The organism is Arthrobacter sp. Z4-13 (genome assembly GCF_054792705.1).
This window is the reverse complement of the sequence record NZ_CP096459.1, coordinates 1,424,148-1,442,242: the sequence shown is the minus strand read 5'-3', so window position 1 is coordinate 1,442,242 and position 18,095 is coordinate 1,424,148. Positions and strand designations below refer to the sequence as shown.

General features: G+C 65.2%; 15 protein-coding genes and 1 pseudogene. 6 read left to right on the top strand and 10 right to left on the bottom strand.

The features are described from left to right. Positions 1-2: 2 nt before the first annotated feature. The 5 genes from M1E07_RS08415 to M1E07_RS08395 form a co-directional block, all read right to left on the bottom strand. Positions 3-1,211 carry a pseudouridine synthase gene (locus M1E07_RS08415; protein ID WP_461189786.1) on the bottom strand — a complete coding sequence of 403 codons (1,209 nt, stop codon included), beginning with the start codon at positions 1,209-1,211 and terminating at the stop codon, positions 3-5. A 113-nt stretch (positions 1,212-1,324) separates the two neighbouring features. Continuing rightward, on the bottom strand, positions 1,325-1,987 hold the full coding sequence (gene scpB, locus M1E07_RS08410) for an SMC-Scp complex subunit ScpB (RefSeq protein ID WP_461189785.1): 663 nt from the start codon (positions 1,985-1,987) through the stop codon (positions 1,325-1,327). Beyond that, a complete protein-coding gene (locus tag M1E07_RS08405) occupies positions 1,984-2,796 on the bottom strand; it encodes a segregation and condensation protein A (RefSeq protein ID WP_461189784.1) in 813 nt (270 codons plus the stop codon). The genes scpB and M1E07_RS08405 overlap by 4 nt, the downstream gene beginning before the upstream one ends. A gap of 6 nt (positions 2,797-2,802) precedes the next feature. Then, complete coding sequence (locus M1E07_RS08400; protein ID WP_461190357.1) at positions 2,803-3,702, bottom strand: ParA family protein; 900 nt, start codon at positions 3,700-3,702, stop codon at positions 2,803-2,805. Positions 3,703-3,933: 231 nt separating this feature from the next. After that, on the bottom strand, positions 3,934-5,280 hold the full coding sequence (locus M1E07_RS08395; RefSeq protein ID WP_461189783.1) for a cation:dicarboxylate symporter family transporter: 1,347 nt from the start codon (positions 5,278-5,280) through the stop codon (positions 3,934-3,936). Positions 5,281-5,418: 138 nt separating this feature from the next. Between M1E07_RS08395 and M1E07_RS08390 the strand changes: the two genes are divergently transcribed. From M1E07_RS08390 to M1E07_RS08365, 6 genes and pseudogenes are all read left to right on the top strand, one after another. Further along, a complete protein-coding gene (locus tag M1E07_RS08390; protein WP_461189782.1) occupies positions 5,419-7,053 on the top strand; it encodes a sensor histidine kinase in 1,635 nt (544 codons plus the stop codon). After that, positions 7,050-7,763 carry a response regulator gene (locus M1E07_RS08385; RefSeq protein WP_461189781.1) on the top strand — a complete coding sequence of 238 codons (714 nt, stop codon included), beginning with the start codon at positions 7,050-7,052 and terminating at the stop codon, positions 7,761-7,763. Before M1E07_RS08390 ends, M1E07_RS08385 begins: the two co-directional genes overlap by 4 nt. 174 nt (positions 7,764-7,937) lie before the next feature. Beyond that, positions 7,938-8,592, top strand: a pseudogene (locus M1E07_RS08380) (GntR family transcriptional regulator); the annotation flags it as partial. Then, entirely contained in the window at positions 8,588-10,108 is a 1,521-nt protein-coding gene (locus M1E07_RS08375) for an MmgE/PrpD family protein (protein WP_461189780.1), read from the top strand. The pseudogene M1E07_RS08380 and the gene M1E07_RS08375, both read left to right, overlap by 5 nt. Continuing rightward, entirely contained in the window at positions 10,108-11,010 is a 903-nt protein-coding gene (gene prpB, locus M1E07_RS08370; protein WP_461189779.1) for a methylisocitrate lyase, read from the top strand. The genes M1E07_RS08375 and prpB overlap by 1 nt, the downstream gene beginning before the upstream one ends. A gap of 58 nt (positions 11,011-11,068) precedes the next feature. Further along, entirely contained in the window at positions 11,069-12,220 is a 1,152-nt protein-coding gene (locus tag M1E07_RS08365) for a bifunctional 2-methylcitrate synthase/citrate synthase (protein WP_461189778.1), read from the top strand. 21 nt (positions 12,221-12,241) lie between these two features. On the opposite strand, the gene M1E07_RS08360 is transcribed toward M1E07_RS08365, so the two are convergent. The 5 genes from M1E07_RS08360 to recN all read right to left on the bottom strand — a co-directional run bounded on the left by M1E07_RS08360 (position 12,242) and on the right by recN (position 18,094). Beyond that, positions 12,242-12,763 (bottom strand): 8-oxo-dGTP diphosphatase, encoded by a 522-nt coding sequence (locus M1E07_RS08360; protein ID WP_461189777.1) that lies wholly within the window; start codon positions 12,761-12,763, stop codon positions 12,242-12,244. Next, entirely contained in the window at positions 12,760-13,788 is a 1,029-nt protein-coding gene (xerD, locus tag M1E07_RS08355) for a site-specific tyrosine recombinase XerD (RefSeq protein WP_461189776.1), read from the bottom strand. Before xerD ends, M1E07_RS08360 begins: the two co-directional genes overlap by 4 nt. Then, the gene (locus M1E07_RS08350) at positions 13,788-14,447 is read right to left on the bottom strand and encodes an NUDIX domain-containing protein (protein ID WP_461189775.1); all 660 of its coding nucleotides are present in this window, start codon (positions 14,445-14,447) and stop codon (positions 13,788-13,790) included. The genes xerD and M1E07_RS08350 overlap by 1 nt, the downstream gene beginning before the upstream one ends. A 25-nt stretch (positions 14,448-14,472) precedes the next feature. Then, the gene (locus M1E07_RS08345) at positions 14,473-16,242 is read right to left on the bottom strand and encodes a CTP synthase (protein WP_461189774.1); all 1,770 of its coding nucleotides are present in this window, start codon (positions 16,240-16,242) and stop codon (positions 14,473-14,475) included. A gap of 112 nt (positions 16,243-16,354) precedes the next feature. Further along, positions 16,355-18,094 (bottom strand): DNA repair protein RecN, encoded by a 1,740-nt coding sequence (gene recN / locus M1E07_RS08340; protein WP_461189773.1) that lies wholly within the window; start codon positions 18,092-18,094, stop codon positions 16,355-16,357. Between the last annotated feature and the right edge of the window lies 1 nt (position 18,095).

The window sequence follows — 18,095 nt, the reverse complement described above, 5'->3', positions numbered from 1 at the left end:
CGTCAGAGCCCTACGGATGCCAGCAGATGGCCGACTTCCTGCTTGCCGAGGTTGCGGATGCTTCCCTGGCGCTGGTCACCCAGGCCGATGGGACCCACCTTGACGCGGACCAGCCGCAGGACCGGGAATCCGACGGCATCGAACAGGCGGCGGACAATCCGGTTCTTGCCGGAGTGCAGCACTACCTCGATCAGGACGTGGCCGGGAGTGGAGTCAACAAGCCTGAAGGAGTCCACCGAGGCGAAGCCGTCCTCCAGTTCCAGGCCTTCCTTGAGCTGGGCACCGATACCCTGCGGGAACGGACCCCGGACCTGTACAAGGTACGTTTTGGGCACCTCGTAAGAGGGGTGCGTGAGGCGGTTGGCGAGTTCACCGTCGTTGGTCAGCAGCAGCAGCCCCTCGGTGGCGACGTCGAGCCGGCCCACATGGAACAGGCGTTCGCCCTGCTGGTGGCGGAGGAAGTCGCTGATGCAGGGGCGGCCCTCGGGATCCTCCATGGTGGAAACAACGCCCTTGGGCTTGTTGAACACCATGTATACCAAGTTCTCGTCCAGCTGGATCCGGAGCCCGTCAACGTGGATGACGGCGGTTTTCGGGTCGATGCGGACACCTAGTTCGGTGACTACCTGGCCGTCCACTTCCACCCGGCCCTCCGCGATCATTTCCTCGCACACGCGGCGTGACGCTACCCCGGCGGAGGCCATGACCTTTTGCAGGCGGACGCCGTCGGCATCATGGAGTTCAGACTGGGGAACCTCGCCGCGCGGGCCTTTCTTGCGTGAAGGCCGGCGGACCGGACCCAGGTTCTGGCCGAACCGTTCGCTGCCAAAGGCCCGGGAAGCTGCTGCTCCGGGGCGGCCGGTCCGCGGCTTCGGCTTGAGGGCTCCGGGCGTTCCGGGTGCTTTATTAGCGCCGGGCTTGCGGGCGGCAGGCTTCCGCGAAGAAGGCTTGGCGGACTTGGGGTCCGTTGCTCCGCGGCCTGGCTGGGCGCCGGCGGCGGCCTCGTCCGGATCGATGAAGCGCTCCTCGCGCGGTTTGGGCGCGCGGTGCGGGCGGTCGCTGCCGAAGCCGCCGCCGCGCTTGGCGGCGCCGCCGCGGAAACCGCCGCCCGAACTGCCTCCTTGGGAGGTGTTGCGCTGTGATGAGTTTCGTTCCGAACCGTTACGTCCCGAACTGTTACGTGGTGAACCCTGGCGTCCCGCCTGTGTCATGACCCGTCCTTCGATATTTGGCCGGTGGGGTGTCCATGGACAACCCTAGCCAGCCGTGCAGAAATAATCTGCCCTTGTGAGTACTCTTGCGTGCAGCCAGGGTGGCACCCCGACTACATTCCTTCGACGTCGTAAAACTCCGCGATGCCGTCCAGCCCCGGGAGGTGCGGGGACAGCTGCGGGAGCTCGGCCACTGACCCAATCCCCATCCGTTCCAGAAAATATGAGGTGGTCCGGTAGAGGATGGCGCCGGACTCGGGATCCGTTCCCGAGTCCTCAATCAATCCGCGCTGGGCGAGCGTCCGTACGACAGAGTCAACGTTGACTCCCCTGATTGCGGACACCCTGGCCCTGGACACCGGCTGGCGGTAGGCAATGACCGCCAGCGTTTCCAAGGCAGCCTGGGTAAGCCTGGCCGTTTGGCCCTCCAGCACATATTTGCCCACAATGTGGGCGAACTCGGTGCGGGAGTAGATCCGCCAGCCACCGGCGACGTTCCGCAATTCAAAACCCCGGGGGCTGGAGCCAAAGCCAGTTCCACTGGCTTGATCCAAATCCGGGGCTTTAACAGTATAGCCGCTATACTCCCGCTCAAGTTCTGCGAGCAGGGCAGCGACGGCAGCAACGGGAAGTTCGAGTCCTGCCGCCAGTTCTTCCTCCGTGGCGGGCTGGTCAATGACCATGAGTACCGCCTCGAGGGCGGCTTTGGCCCCACCGGGAAGGCTTTCGACGTGCGGCTCCCCCTCCCTGGTACCTTCTGTTGCCTGCTCAGTCACAGCTGCTCCTCAAATTCTTCGCTCAGGTTTTCCGCAGACCATTCCCCGTTCCCGGCAGTCCAATGAACTGCGAGGTCCCCCAGTGGCGACAGCTGGTCGAAGGAAACGGCCTTGTCCCGGAACAGTTCCAGGAGGGCAAGGAACCTTGCCACCACCACCAGGGTGGACTCGGCATCGGCGATCAGGGCGCGGAAGGTCAGCGGCGATTCAAGCTGAAGCCGCAGGCCCATCACTTCTGCCTGCTCCTTCACGCTGACATTGCCGCCATGCAGGTGCGCCAGGCCAACCTCCGTCGGCTTTGGGGCCTTGGGCTGCAGGGCGGCTTCGGCCAGGCGGGCAAACTGTTCCGGCGTGTGCTTCCAGACGAGCTCGGGAAGCATGGCCGCGAGGTGTCCTTCCAGGGCCACCTGCCGGGGGAAGCGCATGGCCTCCTGCTGCAGGGTTTCGCCCAGGAGGCCCGCCACGTGCTTAAAGGCCTTGTATTGGAGCAGCCGGGCGAAGAGCAGGTCCCTGGCTTCAAGCAGCGCGATGTCTTCATCGTTCTCGACCTCCCCGGCAGGAAGCAGCCGGGCAGCCTTGAGGTCCAGAAGCGTAGCCGCGATGACAAGGAACTCGCTGGCTTCATCCAGGGCCCACTCCTCGCCCAGCTTCTGCAGGTTCCGGATGTACTTGATGAATTCGTCAGTCACTGTGGCAATGGCTACCTCGGTGATATCCAACTGGTGCTTGGCAATCAGTCCGAGCAGGAGGTCGAAGGGACCGGTGAAATTGGCCAGCCGGACCTCGAAGCCGGGCTTGAATTCGGCCACGCGTGGCTAGGGTGCGCCGCCGCGCGAAATCAGTTCCTTCGCCAGCCTGCGGTAGGCGTCGGCGCCTACGTGATTGCCGGCGTAGCTGGTGATGGGCTCTGCGGCAACGGTGGCGTCGGCGAACTTGATGGAACGCTTGATGACGGTCTCGAAGACTGTGTCGCCGAAGGCCTCCACCAGGCGGGTGATGACCTCGCGGCTGTGCAGCGTCCGCGCGTCGTACATGGTGGCCAGCACCCCGTCCACCTGCAGGCGCGGGTTAAGCCTGTCCTGGACCTTGTCGATGGTCTCCACCAGCAGCGCGACAGCCCGGAGGGCAAAGAACTCGCAGATGAGCGGAATGATCACTCCATGCGCGGCCGTCAATGCGTTGACGGTCAGGAGGCCAAGGGACGGCTGGCAGTCGATGAGGACGACGTCGTAATCGTCTTCCACCTTTTTAAGGGCGCGGTCAAGGACCTGCTCGCGGGCCACCTCGTTGACCAACTGGACTTCCGCCGCGGAGAGGTCGATGTTTGCGGGCAGGAGGTCCACGTTCTCGACGCCGGTTTGGTGGATGGCGTCCCGGATGTCCACTTTGCGGTCCATCAGCACGTTGTAAACGGTGAGGTCGAGTTCATGCGGATTCACACCCAGGCCGGCAGACAGGGCGCCCTGCGGATCGAAGTCGACCAGGAGCACACGGCGGCCGTACTCAGCCAGCGCCGCCGCCAGGTTAATGGTGGATGTAGTCTTCCCGACACCGCCCTTTTGGTTGACCATGGCGATGACGCGGGCCGGACCGTGGGAGGCCAGGGGCGCGGGTTCCGGGAACTCGCGGTAGGGGCGCCCCGTGGGTCCCATCACCGGGTCTTCCAGGTCGAATTGCGTGCCCTCCAGAGTTGCTGAACCCTGTTCGCTGCTCACGTATCTATCCACACTTTCGATGACGTTGATTTCCTGCCGCTGGCTGGCCAGCAACGATCCTTCTTCTTCCCAAGGCTACAGCGCCCGACACGGTATTCGAGGCAACTTGACTTTCCGCGAATGTTGAGCCTTGACCCTCTAGCTGAGGTCGAAGGTTACCTCTTCCCGGCACACAAATGCCCCCGCAGCAATGGCTGCGGGGGCAATTGTGCGGTTCAGCAATGCTGTGCCTTATGCGTTCACCGGAACCGGCCGTGCGTCGGTCTCGGTGGCTACCGGCTCTCCATGGCCGGCAATCATGGTCTGCTCATCGAAGGGCAGTTTGCCGGAGAGGACGTTGTCCACCTGGCCGCCGTCGATCTCCTTGACCCAGGTGCCGATCAGGATGGTGGCCACGGCGTTGCCGGTGAAGTTGGTCAGGGCGCGGGCCTCGGACATGAACCGGTCGATGCCGACGATCATGCCCACGCCGCCCAGCAGTTCCGGCTTGTGGGCCTGCAGGCCTGCAGCCAGGGTGGCGAGGCCGGCGCCGGTGACACCGGCCGCGCCCTTGGAAGCGATGATCATGAAGATCAGCAGCGAAACCTGGGCTCCCAGGTCCAGCGGGGTTCCCATGGCGTTGGCCACGAACAGGGAAGCCATGGTCAGGTAGATGGCCGTGCCGTCAAGGTTGAAGGAGTAGCCGGTGGGTACGGTGACGCCAACAACGGGCTTGGAGACACCGAGGTGTTCCATCTTGGCGATCAGGCGGGGCAGGGCAGCTTCGGAGGAAGAGGTGGAGAAGATGAGCAGGTATTCGCGGCCCAGGTACTTCATCAGCTTGAAGATGTTGACGCCGGTGACCACCTTGAGCAGACCGCCCAGGATGATCACGATGAACAGTGCGCAGGTGATGTAGAAGGCGGCCATGAGGGTGAACATGCTCACGATGGCCTGGAAACCGGTTGCTCCCACGACGGCGGCGATGGCACCGAAGGCACCCACGGGGGCAAGCCACATGATCATGATCAGGATGCGGAACACGAGGACCTGGCCGTGGCCAATGGCCTTGAGGATGGGAGCGCCCTGCGGCCCCATCTTCTGCAGGGCGAAACCTACCAGGAGGGCGGCAAAGAGGGTCGGAAGGACCGGAATATCGCCCGGGATGATTCCCAGGAGGAAGGCGACGGTGCTGTCAACTTCCGCCTTCTTGTTGGGGTCGTAGGGAGCAAGCTTCAGGCCCTCGCCCGGGTGGATCAGGTTTCCTACAACCAGGCCGATGGCGAGCGCGAACGTCGACATGAGGACGAAGTAGCCCAGTGCCAGGCCACCGACCTTGCCCACTGTGGCGGCTTTGGCAATGGACCCGATACCCAGGACAATGGTGCAGAAGATGATGGGTGCGATCATCATCTTGATGAGCTTGATGAACCCGTCGCCCAGCGGCTTGAGGGATTTACCAACCTCAGGGAACATCAGGCCCACCAGCGCGCCGATGATGACAGCGGCGATAACGGCGATGTAGAGGTAGTGCGATTTGTCGATGCCCTTGCGCCGCGTCTTCACGGTGTCAAGCGACTCTCCTCGTTGAGAAGCCATGATGTGTCTCCTTTGGATAATCTGATAGACGCTGCGGCACAGTCTCTGGGCTTGACACGTCCTCCGGTGTGATATCCATCATTGGGCACGTGGTGACCCAGCTCACCGTTGCGTTCATATTGGTCGTGGGAGGTACAGATGATCCACCGCTGGAGTATCGCCCGACGGCTCTTCGTGGCAAACCTGCTGATTGTGGCGGCGTTCATCGCCATCGTTGGAGCGGCCACCTATGTGGACGCCCGCGACCGCACGTATGACGAAGCCGGGCAGCGGATGGCTGGAATTGCAGCTTCCATCGCGGCCAGCCCGCTGGTATTGGAAGCAGCCGCTTCGCCGGACCCTTCCCCCACCCTTCAGCCCTATGCGCAGGACGTTATGGCGGCAACCGGCGTCGACTTCATCACCATCATGGCGCCGGACCGGACGCGGTGGACACATCCCCGAGACGAGGAACTTGGACGGCCCTATATAGGTTCCATTGACGCCGCGCTACAAGGTGAGGCCTTCACCGAGGTTGTTGCGGGAACCCTTGGGCCCTCGGTGCGCACCATTGTTCCGGTCAAGGACCGTGCGGGAGCGGTGAAGGCGATGGTATCTGTCGGCGTCACCGTGCGGACAGTCGACGTCGCCTTCGCCGGGCGCCTGCCTGCCCTCCTGGCCATCGGCTTTGCCTTGCTGGTGGGGGGCTCGCTGGCCTCATGGCTGCTGGGCCGTTACCTCCGCAGCGTCACGCGCGGCTGGGGGCCTGAACAGCTGGCCCAGCTGTTCGCGTATTACGAGTCGGTGCTGCATTCCGTGCGGGAGGGACTGATCCTCATCGATACCAGAGGCCGGGTGGTGATGTACAACGACCAGGCGGCCGAGCTGCTGGGCCTCGACGGTCCGGGCAGCAAGGACCCCACCCGGCCGCCGTCGCTGGCCGAGCTGCCGCTCGAGGAGGGGCTGCGGACCCTGTTCGAGTCGGGGCGCAGCGCCAAGGATGAGATTATGCTCACCGGTTCCCGCATCCTGGTGGTCAACCAGGGACCCGCCAAGGGGCCTGATTCCCCGGGCAGCCGCGGCAAGACCCCCGTTTACGGCACTGTGGCGACGCTGCGGGACCGGACCGAGATCGAAGCCCTCGGCAGCGAGCTGGAAACGATGCGCACCCTCTCCGACGCCCTCCGCGCCCAGACGCACGAGCACGCCAACCGGCTGCACACCATGGTTTCCCTGCTGGAACTGGGCCGCACCCAGGAGGCCCTTGCCTTCGCGACCAAGGACCTGGAGCTCAGCCAACAACTGACGGATGACATGGTCAGCTCCGTGGACGAACCCGTTCTTGGAGCCCTGGTGATGGGCAAAGTGGCCGAAGCCCACGAACGCGGCGTGCAGTTGGATGTGGCGGCACTCGGCTCAGCGAGTGTTGCAGGAATTGCCGTCCAGGACCTGGTGACCATCCTTGGTAACCTGCTGGACAACGCCATGGATGCGGCCGCGGATGGTCCGCCGCCGCGCCGGGTGGAGCTCACGGTGGAGTCCGACGAGGAAGGACTGGACATCACCGTCCATGATTCCGGCCCCGCTATTGATCAGGCCACAGCGGAGAACATCCTCCGGCACGGCTTCAGCACCAAGCCGGCGGGCCCGGGCGGCCGGGGAATCGGGCTGGCGCTGGTGCGGCAGGCGGTGCAGCGCCTGGGAGGTAGCCTGACCATTAATGGACGGCGCGGCGCCAAGTTCGAAGTGTTCCTGCCCGCAGCGGTGCCAGCACAGAAGGAGCACAAACAGTGAGCAACATCCGGGTCCTCGTCGTTGAGGACGAGGCCATCGCAGCTGCCGCGCATGCAGCCTACGTGGGCCGGCTGCCAGGCTTCGAGCTCGCCGGCACAGCCCCGGACGGCCAGTCCGCGCTGCGGCTGCTCAGTGAGTTCACCGCTGGGGGAAATCCGGTGGAACTTGTCCTGCTGGACATGAACCTGCCCGACCTCCACGGCCTGGATATTGCCCGCAGGATGAGGTCGGCAGGAATACTCGCGGACATCATCGCCATCACGGCCGTCCGCGAGCTGGCCATCGTGCGCAGCGCCGTTGCCATCGGTGTTGTCCAGTACCTGATCAAGCCGTTCACCTATGCCACCTTTGCGGACAAGCTGGCAAGCTACCAGCAGTTCCGGCAGCAGCTGACCGGCCCGCAAGGCGGGCACGGGAAGGCAGGGGCTTCCCAAACGGACGTGGACCAGGCGTTCGCCAGCCTGCGGGCACCGTCCGAACTGCCCCTGCCCAAGGGCCTCTCGGTGTCCACCTTGGCGTCAGTCCAGGAATTTATGAAGCTGCAGCAGGGCGCCGTCTCCGCCACTGAGGTTATGGATGCGCTGGGCATGTCCCGGGTCACCGCGCGCCGTTACCTGGAGTACCTGGCGGATGCCGGAACGGTATCCAGGACAGCACGCTACGGGACGCCCGGCCGGCCCGAGAACGAATACCGATGGAGCGGCCGCTAAGCCCGGCTCCGGTTTCCGGCTCAACCGCCGGCCCGCTGAATTGAGCCTGTCAAAATCTCTATCGCTAGCACAATGTATACAAATTGCTGGTTTTTTGGCGTAAAAAGATCCTACTCCGCCGTAAACCGCGGATGCATGTATACACTGGGGTCAATGCCAGCGAAGGGATTGCCAGTGCGAGCCAGCGACCGTGCCTACGCCGCGCTCCGCGATGACATCGTGCAGTGGCGGCTCCAGCCGGGTGCCCTGCTTGCCGAGGTGGAGCAGGCCGAACGCCTGGGTGTTTCGCGCACGCCGCTCCGGGAGGCGCTGGGGCGCCTCACCGCAGAAGGACTGACGACGGCGGCAGGCGGCCGCGGCGTCGTCGTCACCGATATCTCGCTGGAGGACATCGACGAACTGTTCGAGCTCCGGGAGACGCTGGAAGGAAAGGCTGCCGCCCTCGCCGCTCAGCGGGGCGAGGCCGAGGTTTTCCGGAAGCTCGAGGCGGAATTCCGGGCAGCGCCGTCGCTCATCACCGGCACCGCTCCCGCCCTGCAGGACTATTACCTGCTGGTGGACCGGCTGGACTCTGCCGTTGATGCCGCCAGCTCCAATTCCTACCTTGCCCAGGCCATGCGCGGCCTTCGTGTCCACCTGGTCCGCATCCGCCGCCTCGCAGCCGATGACGCCGCCCGGCTCACTGCCGCAGCGGCCGAACATGCCGCCATTGCCGAGGCCATCGCCATCCGGAACCCGCGCCTGGCACAGGCAGCCACCACCCTCCACCTGCACCGCAGCCTGTCCCACATCAAAGCCACCCACCCATCCCGCTAAGGAGCACCATGGTCAAGGAACACCACGTCCGCGTCTACAAGAGCGAGGAAAACCTGCCCCGCGAGGACCAACTCGCGCACAAAATCGCCAGGGTTGCCGCCGATCCCGTGGAGGTGCCCGCCGAGGTCACGGACATGGTCATCAACCGCGTGATAGACAACGCCTCGGTGGCCATCGCCTCGCTGACCAGGGCACCCATCGTGGCAGCCCGGGCGCAGGCACTCACCCATGGCCCCAGCTCCGGTGGAAAGGGCGCAAAAGTTTTCGGGATCGGCGAGCGCGTCTCCCCCGAATGGGCGGCGTGGGCAAACGGCGTGGCGGTACGTGAACTGGACTACCACGACACGTTCCTGGCAGCGGACTACTCCCACCCCGGGGACAACATTCCGCCGATTCTCGCTGCGGGCCAGCACGTGGGGTCAAACGGCCGGGACCTGGTGCGGGCGATTGCCACGGGATATGAGATCCAGGTGAACCTGGTGAAAGCGATCTGCCTTCACAAGCACAAGATCGACCACGTGGCCCACCTGGGCCCCTCCGCCGCGGCGGGGATCGGCACGCTGCTGGGGCTCGACGTCGAAACCATCTTCCAGTCCGTGGGCCAGGCCCTGCACACCACCACCGCCACGCGGCAGTCGCGCAAGGGTGAGATCTCCACGTGGAAGGCCCACGCCCCCGCCTTCGCCGGCAAAATGGCCGTGGAAGCGGCAGACCGTGCAATGCGCGGGCAGACCTCCCCGGTGCCCATCTACGAAGGCGAGGACGGTGTGATCGCCTGGCTGCTGGACGGCCCCGACGCCTCCTACCTGGTGCCCCTGCCCGAAGCCGGCGAAGCCAAGCGCGCCATCCTGGACACCTACACCAAGGAGCACTCCGCGGAGTACCAGGCGCAGGCGTGGATCGACCTGGCCCGGAAGCTGAACCGCGAGCACCCTGAGGCTACGGATGCGGCAAACGTGAAGTCGGTGCTGATCAGGACAAGCCACCACACCCACTACGTCATCGGATCCGGGGCCAACGATCCGCAGAAGTACAGCCCCGCCGCCTCCCGGGAAACCCTTGACCACTCCATCCCCTACATCTTCACCGTCGCCCTGCAGGACGGGTCCTGGCACCACGTGGACTCCTACTCCCCCGCCCGCGCCGCCCGTCCGGACACCGTGGATCTGTGGCAGAAGGTCAGCACCGAGGAAGACCCCGAGTGGACCCGGCGGTACCACTCGCTGGATATCTCCGAGAAGGCCTTTGGCGGCTCGGTGGAGATCACCCTCATGGACGGGACCGTCATCAGGGACCAGATCGCCGTCGCTGACGCCCACCCCCTCGGCGCCCGGCCCTTCGGCCGGGAACAGTACATCAACAAGTTCCGTACCCTCGCCGCGGGCCTGGTGGAGGAAGCTGAAATCGAACGGTTCCTTGCCGCCGTCGAACGCCTCCCGGAACTCGCGGCGGGCGAGCTGGACCAGCTGAACATCTCGGCAGCACCAGGCGTCATCGACTTCGCTGCCGCACCCCAGGGACTTTTCTGATGCTGTATTCCAAGGTGACCCCCGAGCAGAAGCGGATCCGGTTCCGCGAACTCCTGGCCTCGGGCACTATCACGCAGTTTCCCGGCGCGTTCAACCCGCTCTCGGCCCGGCTCATAGAGGAGAAGGGCTTCGCCGGTGTCTACATTTCCGGCGCGGTCCTGGCCAACGATCTTGGCCTGCCGGACATCGGCCTGACCACCCTCACGGAAGTCGCCACCCGGGCCGGGCAGATTGCGCGCATGACGGACCTGCCCGCCATCGTGGACGCGGATACCGGCTTCGGCGAACCGATGAACGTGGCCCGCACCGTCCAGGAACTTGAGAACGCCGGCCTGGCAGGCCTGCACATCGAGGACCAGTTCAACCCCAAACGCTGCGGCCACCTCGACGGCAAAAACGTGGTGGACCTGGAGACTGCCACCAAACGTATCCGCGCCGCCGCCGACGCCCGCCGCGACCCGAACTTCCTGATTATGGCCCGCACCGACATCCGCGCCGTGGGCGGGCTGGGAGCCGCGCAGGACCGCGCCCGGGCGCTCGTGGAAGCAGGAGCGGACGCCATCTTCCCGGAGGCCATGAAGGACCTCAGCGAGTTCCAGGCCATCCGGGAAGCCGTGGATGTGCCCCTCCTGGCCAACATGACCGAGTTCGGCAAAAGCGACCTGTTCACCGTGGACCAGCTCCAGGGTGTTGGCGTGAACATGGTCATTTATCCGGTGACACTTCTCCGTAGTGCCATGGGCGCTGCCGAGCGTACGCTGGAATCGATTAAGGCTGACGGCACGCAGGAGGCGCAGGTGGGCAGCATGCTGACCCGCGCACGGTTATACGATCTCGTTGACTACGAAGGCTACAACCGCTTCGACAGCGGAGTGTTCAATTTCCGGATCCCCGGGGAGTAGGGAAAACCGCGCCGGCTCCGGCCGGCACAACAGGCGACAGGAACGAAGGAGTTTCAGCATGGCTGAAGAGGACATCAAAAAGGGTCTTGCCGGCGTCGTGGTGGATTACACGTCCGTATCGAAGGTCAACCCGGACACCAATTCCCTGCTCTACAGGGGCTACCCCGTCCAGGAGCTTGCTGCCAGGTGCAGCTTCGAGGAGGTGGCCTACCTGCTCTGGAACGGTGAGCTGCCCACAGAGCAGCAGCTGGCGGAGTTCAACGCCCGGGAGCGGGCCGGCCGTGCCTTGGACCCGGTGGTCAGGCAGGTCATCGACGCACTGCCGGAGAGCTCCCATCCGATGGATGTCTGCCGCACCGCCGCCTCGGTGCTGGGCGCCCGGCACCCCCTCGCCGAGGACTCCTCCCGGGAGGCCAACATGGCCAAAGCCATCGACCTGTTCTCGGCCATGCCTGCGGTGGTGGCCTACGACCAGCGCCGCCGCCACGAGGCGGGAGGCGGCATTGAACCAGTCGAGCCCCGCGATGACCTGGGCTATTCCGCCAACTTCCTGTGGATGACCTTTGGTGAAGAACAGGTGCCGGAGGTGGTGGAAGCCTTCAACGTCTCGATGATCCTTTACGCCGAGCACTCCTTCAACGCCTCTACCTTCACGGCCAGGGTGATCACGTCCACGCTGGCGGACCTGCACTCTGCCGTCACCGGCGCCATCGGCGCTTTAAAGGGACCGTTGCATGGCGGCGCCAACGAGGCTGTGATGCACACCTTCGACGAGATAGGCATCCGCCCCCAGGAATCCCTGGAGGAAGCGGCGGCCCGCGCCAAGGCATGGATGGAGGACGCGCTGGCCCAAAAGAAAAAGGTCATGGGCTTTGGCCACCGCGTCTACAAGCACGGCGACTCACGGGTGCCCACCATGAAGGCCGCCCTGGACAAGATGATCGCCCACTACGGCCGCCCCGAACTGCTGGGACTGTACAACGGGCTGGAGGCGGCGATGGACGAGGCGAAGGGAATCAAGCCGAACCTCGACTATCCGGCCGGCCCCACCTACCACCTGATGGGATTCGACACCCACACCTTCACTCCCCTGTTTGTGGCCAGCCGCATCACCGGGTGGACGGCGCACATCATGGAGCAGCTGGACGCCAACTCCTTGATCCGGCCGCTGAGCGAATACGTGGGGCCGGAGGAGCGGCACGTGCCGTAGGAGGTGTTGCGCCGCAGGGGCTTACGGCAGGAGGCTCACGGACGAGGCGACCGTTTCGTTGTCGCTGTTGAGTGTGACCACCACGTTGACCCTGCCGCCTTCGAGCACCACCGGAAGCCAGTGATCGGCGTCCTGCCACATGCGGTCCACCGGCAGGGCGTCGGTCCGGAACCACGCAGGCATGATTTCATCACTGTCCGCCGGCACACCATCCCATCGCCGGGCGGTGAAGAGCCGGGTGTGCATGTCCCAGGCGGGCCGGGCCGGGAAGACAAACTGCACCACACCCGCGTCGGTCAGGTCTTCCTCGCGGAGGGTCACGCCGGTTTCCTCCAGGACTTCGCGGACCACGGCTTCGGCTTCGCTCTCCCCCGGTTCCACATGGCCGCCGATGCCCACAATTTTTCCGGTGCCGAAGCCTGTGCGCTTGAGGCCGAGCAAGACCTCTGTTCCAACTTCCGCCTCGCGGAGCAGGAAGCAGAGGGTTACTGCCGCTGCGGCTCCTGCCACCCCGGTGGCCTGGTCGCCGGGTGGGTCCGTCATCCGAGAGCCCGCGGGTGCGCTGCAGCGTAGATCTCGCGGAGGGTGTCTGCGGTGACCAGCGTATAGACCTGTGTGGTGGTCACCGAGGCGTGGCCCAGCAGCTCCTGGACTACACGGACGTCCGCGCCGCCCTCCAGCAGGTGGGTGGCGAAGGAGTGCCGGAGGGTGTGCGGTGAGACGTCCTTGGTGATGTTGGCTTTTTCAGCGGCCGTTTTCAGGATCGTCCAGGCACTTTGGCGGCTGATGCGTCCGCCGCGGGCATTCAGGAACAAGGCCGGCGTCCCTTTGCCCTTGGCCGCCAGCAGCGGGCGGCCGCGGACCAGGTAGGCATCGAGGGCACGGGCACCGTAGGAACCCAGTGGTACCAGCCGTTCCTTGGAGCCCTTGCCGAAGAGCCGTACGATGGCGGGTCCTGTCTCCGGCTCCTGCAGGGAAATGTCGTCAACGTCCAGGCCCACTGCCTCGCTGATGCGCGCGCCGGTGGAGTACAGGAATTCCAGGAGTGCCCGGTCGCGCAGTCCGGTAGCGGTGTCGGTTCCGGCCGCTTCCAGGATCCTGGTCACTTCGTCCACGCTGATGGCCTTTGGCAGCCGCTTCCCGGGCATGGGCGGATGGACGTCGCTGGCGGGGTCTGTGGGTGTGAACCCTTCCAGGGCCCAAAACTTGTGCAGCCCCCTGACGGCGACCACTGTCCTGGCGGCGGACCGTACGCCAAGCGCGGATCCGCCGTCAGACCCATCCGTCAGCGCCCGGACGTAACCGGTCACGTGGTGGCGGGTGATGTCCTGGGGCCGGCCGCATCCTGCGGCTGCCAGGTAGCGGGAGTACCGGGCCAGGTCCCTGCGGTAGGCCGCCAGGGTATTGGCTGCAACGCCACGTTCCACCCCTATGTGCTGGAGGTAGTCGGTGATGCCGCGGTCTATGGCTGTTGGCGGGGAAGCCGGCGGCGGGGCGTCACGCACCTGTCCGGGGGCGTCCTGAACCAGTGCGGCAGACGCCAGTTCAGCAGAAGGACCAGGGCCCATCAGCGCTGGCTGGGGTGCGCGGGCCAGGGTGCGTCCGCGGGGCGGAGGTTGGCATATCCGTCAGCGCGCGCGGCTGCGGCGGCAAGGATGCCGACGACGGCAGACGGGTTGTGCAGCCGTCCGGCCAGTACCGACTCCACGGCGGCGTCAAGGTCAATCCAATGGAACTCGATCTCGGCTTCCTCGTCCGTCCGCTCATGGCGTTCGTGATGCGGGACGTCGGTGAGGTTCCGGGCCAGGTAGATTCGAATGGCTTCGCTGGAGGAGCCGGGTGAGTTGAAGAAGTCAGCCAGGACATTCCAGGTGCCGGCAGCGAGGTCCGCCTCTTCGGCGAGTTCGCGCGCGGCACCCACCACGAAGTCCTCGCCTTCAATATCAAGCAGTCCGGCCGGAATCTCCCAAAGGTCCATGCCCACGGGGTGTCTGTACTGCTTGAGAAGGAGGATTTCGCCGTCGCCGTTCATGGGCAGGACGGCCACGGCGCCGGGGTGCTCGATGTAGTCCCGGGTGAGGGGCTCACCCGTTTCCTGAAGCTGGAAACTGTCGCTGACAACGTCCCAGATCCGGCCCTCGTAGACCTTCTCGGTGGACAAAAGACGGCGCGGGCTCGGTGCATCCGAAACCTTTACTACGTGAGTGGCTTCGTGTGTACCGGGCATCGCGCCGTCCTTTTGTCGTGCGGAACTACTTAGCGGCTACCGTACCGGACTGCCCGGCCTCCGGGGCAACAGCGCCCAGGCCGGCGGCCGTGTCGGCGCCCTCCTGGTGGTCCAGGGCTGCCTTTACAAGCCCGGCGAAGAGCGGGTGCGGCCGGGTGGGGCGCGAGCTCAGCTCAGGGTGCGCCTGGGTGGCGACGTAGTACGGGTGGACGTCGGCAGGAAGTTCTACGAACTCCACCAGTTTGCCGTCCGGGGACGTGCCGGAGAAGACGAGCCCTTCGGCTGCGATCTGCTCACGGTACTTGTTGTTCACCTCGTAGCGGTGGCGGTGGCGTTCGCTGACGGTGGTCTTGCCGTAGGTCCCGGCGATGACTGAACCGGCTTCAAGCTTCGCTTCGTAGAGGCCCAGGCGCATGGTGCCGCCGAGGTCGCCGCGTCCTTCAACAAACTCCAGCTGCTCTTCCATCGTGGCGATGACCGGGTACTTCGAATCCGGCTCGAACTCGCTGGAGGATGCACCTTCCAGTCCCACCACGTTGCGGGCGTACTCGATGACCATGCACTGCAGGCCCAGGCACAGTCCCAGGACGGGCAGCTTGGTTTCGCGGGCAAACTTCAGTGCACCGAGCTTGCCCTCAAGGCCGCGGATGCCGAAGCCTCCCGGGACGCAGATGGCGTTGACCCCGTCCAGGGCCTGGATGGCACCTTCACGGGTCTCGCACTCGTCCGAGGGGACCCAGCGGATCTTGACCTTGGTGTCGTTCGCGAAGCCACCGGCGCGCAGGGCCTCGGTGACGGACAGATAGGCGTCCGGGAGGTCAATGTACTTGCCTACCAGCGCGATTTCAACGTGGTGCTTGGGATTGTGGACAGCCTCAAGCAGCTTGTCCCAGCTGGTCCAGTCCACGTCCTTGAAGGGAAGGTCCAGGGCGCGCACGATGTAGGAGTCCAGGCCCTGGGTGTGCAGGGTCTTGGGGATGTCGTAGATGCTGGGGGCATCTGCAGCGTTCACCACGGCGTCGATATCGACGTCGCACATGCGGCCAATTTTTTCGCGCATGGCGTCCGGCACTTCACGGTCCGAGCGGATGACGATCGCCTCGGGCTGGATGCCGATGGAGCGCAGGGCTGCAACGGAGTGCTGGGTGGGCTTGGTCTTCAGTTCCTGGGACGGTCCGATGTACGGGACGAGGGAGACGTGCAGGAAGAAGACGTTGGTGCGGCCGATGTCCTGGCGGACCTGGCGGGCTGATTCGAGGAACGGCTGGGATTCGATATCGCCCACGGTGCCGCCGATTTCGGTGATGATCACATCCGGGGCGTTCTTGCCTTCGGCGGGCAGGCGCATGCGGCGCTTGATCTCGTCGGTGATGTGCGGGATGACCTGTACGGTGTCGCCAAGGTACTCGCCGCGGCGTTCCTTCGCGATGACGGTGGAGTACACCTGGCCGGTGGTCACGTTGGCCGAGCCCTCAAGGTTTTCGTCGAGGAAGCGCTCGTAGTGTCCGATGTCCAGGTCCGTCTCAGCGCCGTCGTCGGTGACGAAGACTTCGCCGTGCTGGAAGGGGTTCATCGTGCCCGGATCCACGTTCAGGTAGGGATCGAGCTTCTGCATAGTTACAGACAGGCCGCGTGCCCGCAGCAGATGACCGAGGCTTGATGCCGTCAGTCCCTTACCGAGCGAGGACGCCACACCACCGGTTACGAAGATGTGTTTGGTCGTCTTGGACGAGCCCGGGAACCGGGAATTTACACGGGAATTTGATCGCTGCACCACGGAATTCGAGCCTATCATCAAATGAGCCTTCCACGGGTCCGGAACTGTTTCCCAAATGATCAAGTCTGCTTACCGGGCGCCCGGTAAGCAAGGGGTTGGCGGGTTTCGCTATAAATGCCCCCGGGCCGTGTCACGCCCGCTGTGGCAGCAGTTTGGCGTCGTCCAGCAGCTCCTGCGCATGTGCCTGCGCCGACTCTGAGTCCTCCTGGCCGGCCAGCATCCGGGCCAGTTCACGCACCCGTTCCGGGCCGTCGAGGAGGCGGACATCACTCGACGTGAACCCGGTGGCTGTTTTGCCGTCGGCTCCCCTGACGGAGGTCTTGGTGACGGTGATGTGCTGGTCCGCGAAGGCGGCCACCTGCGGCAGGTGCGTGACCACCAGCACCTGCACGTGGCGTGCCAGCATGGCCAGCCGGCGTCCGATCTCGACGGCGGCGCGTCCGCCGACTCCCGCATCCACTTCGTCAAAGACAAACGTGGGAACAGGGTCCACGGCGGCCAGTACCACTTCGATGGCCAGCATCACGCGGGACAGTTCACCGCCGGATGCCCCCTTGCCCAACGGCCTGGCAGGAGCTCCCGAGTGCGGCTGCAGCAGGAAGCTGATTTCGTCAGCGCCGTGCGGTCCCAGCTGGCCGCTGCCCTCGAGGTTAATCACCAGCGTGGCATCGGCCATGGCCAGTGCCTTCAGCTCAGCGCTGACGCGTGAGGAGAGCTCCTTTGCGGCTTTGGTCCTGATCCTGGTGATGGCAGCCGCCTGCTTCTGCAGATCGGCCTCGGCGCGGAGCACCTCGGCGTCCAGGGTTTCGATGCGGGTTGAATCGTCCTGCAGCTCGTCGAAGCGCACCCGGGCATTTTCGGCCCACTGGAGGACTTCGTCGATGGAGGGGGCGTACTTGCGGATCAGCTTGGCCAGGACAGCGCGCCGGTCCTCGATCTCGGCGAGGCGTTCCGGTCCCTCCGTGTCCAGCCCGGCCTGGTAGCTGGCCAGTTCGGTGGCGATATCGTTCAGCAGGAACCCCACCTCAGCCAGCCGGGCAGCTGCAGAACCGAGTTCCGCGTCGTGCTCCGCCACGTGCTCAAGGGTCCGCTTCGCGGCATCCACCAGGGTGGTGGCGTCGCCTGCTTCGCCGAAGTCCTCGGCGATCAGGGCCTGATGGGCGGTGCTCGCGGCGATCCGCAATTCCTCAACATTGGCCAGCTTCACCGCCTCTGCCTTGAGGAGTTCGTCCTCTCCCGGCTGCGGATCCACTTCGTCGATCTCGGCCAGTGCCGCTTCCAGGGACTCGGCTTCACGGAGCCTGTCCCGGGCGGCACTCCGGAGCGTGTCCAGCTCGGCCTGGATGGATTTCCAGTGGCTGTAAAGATCCTGGTAGCCGTCCAGCGGGGCAGCCAACGTCCCGCCGGCAAACTTATCAAGGGCGCCGCGCTGGGCTGCGGCCCCCTTGAGCCGAATCTGGTCCGACTGCCCATGGACCACAACAAGCGTTTCGCCGATCTCGGCGAGCACACCCACGGGGGCGGCCCGTCCACCCAGGAAAGCCCGGCTGCGGCCGTCCGAGCCGAGCCGGCGGGCGAGGATCAGCTCCGCGCCGCCGTCGAACTCTTCCGCCTCCGCGCCGGCCTCGAGGGCCCGCGCGACGGCCGGGTGGCCGGCGTCGAGCTTGAGCACCGCCTCGGCAGTTGCGCTCTTGGCGCCGCTGCGGACGGCACCGGCATCCGACCGGGCTCCCAGGAGGAGTCCGACGGCGGTGACCACCATGGTCTTGCCGGCGCCGGTCTCGCCAGTCACCACGCTCAGCCCGGGGCCAAGCGGAAGGGTTGCGTCGGTGATGACGCCCAGATCGCGGATTCTCAGTTCTTCAAGCATG